1 protein-coding gene is annotated in these 1,265 nt (G+C 51.3%); it reads left to right on the forward strand.

The window, feature by feature from the left end:
* Window positions 1-1,058: 1,058 nt before the first annotated feature.
* Window positions 1,059-1,265, forward strand: a 207-nt coding sequence (locus V6D20_21500; protein ID HEY9818358.1) for a hypothetical protein, incomplete at its 3' end; no start/stop codon positions are given.

Consider the following 1,265-nt stretch of genomic DNA (forward strand, 5'->3'; position numbering starts at 1 on the left):
AGACTACTCTACCAGACTCTTCCCGCGGAACTGGGGTATGCCCATCCTGAATTCTCTTTCTTGTGGTTTCCCACCTACAACACCTCCACTATTGTGCATAGTAGTTTCGGTAGCTAATTGAGCGTTTACGGGTTCATACTAGGGCCTACGCTGACAGCTCTCTTACCATGAGTGCGATCCCAGCTAGCGATTCCGAACGAAGTCCTAGGCCGATAGCAGGGGCTGGAGCTAGGATCCCGTCTTGCTATGGCGAAATCACGTAGCGCCAATCCTCAGAGGGGAACGGGGAAGATGAAGGGGCGGACCGGGGTGAGAGTTGCCTTAACTTTTTATTACTTTTATTGACTCCCCAGTGAGAATGGCGAGTTTCAGTTTCAACAGGCTCTCTTGAAGCTTGCAAAGAGCACCTCTGTCGGCCAGGGGCCCCTCCCTGCTGTTGGGTGGGATGAAGGAGACTTTTCAACTGTAATTGCCTGCTCTAGGGTTAGGGACGTTAGGGTGGGGGTGAGGGTGGGATTGTGGCAGGGTGGGGGTTGGAAGTAAATTGTTCGGATTGGGGTTAGGGATAGGGTTCAATTTGGTGTCTAACTAGCAGCTGGCTTTTTCTTGGTTGCTCCGAAACTTACAGTCCTGCTTTACGATGCTTCCGCGGCCCCACCTGACTGCCCGCCTATGGGATATTGTTTTGTTCGAACTGGGACCTGGGCAAATTGTTGACACGTTTTACAAGATCGTACCGCTGCTTCTCATTGACTAGACATATGGCCTTGAGCTGATTGTGAAAGAGGAAGTGAATTCCATGGCCGCAAGGAAAGAACTGTCCCCGGACCAGGGCCAACTTTTCGACCTCGAACGTGCCAGGGTGAAAGCGTGGAGCCGAGACGAAGACGAGGTCATAGCTTTGCTCCTCAAATGGATGCCCAAGGTCAAACTTCCAAGTTAGCAGAAGTGAGAGACCCCTTCTGGCAAGACCCAATGCGACCGCCGGAGAAACGGAGAAAGCCCCACACGAACTGCCGAATTTGGCTCTGTTGGCTCCAGACTCCAAAAACACCAACATGAGTAGTAGTAAAGCATCGACGTCATCAAAGAAATCCAAGAAAGGGACCAAACAAAGGCAACCTACCGAAGAGAATGCCGATGTTACTGCAGCCGTTGTACTTGGCTCCACTGGAGCTGTCGGTCGAAGAGTAGTCCACCATCTCGCATTGGATGATAAGATTGATCGTGTGGCCTATGTATCTCGCAAAAAATTAGAGTCCCCT

It is taken from the genome of Candidatus Obscuribacterales bacterium, from assembly GCA_036703605.1.
In the GTDB taxonomy this organism is placed as follows: Bacteria; Cyanobacteriota; Cyanobacteriia; order RECH01; family RECH01; genus RECH01.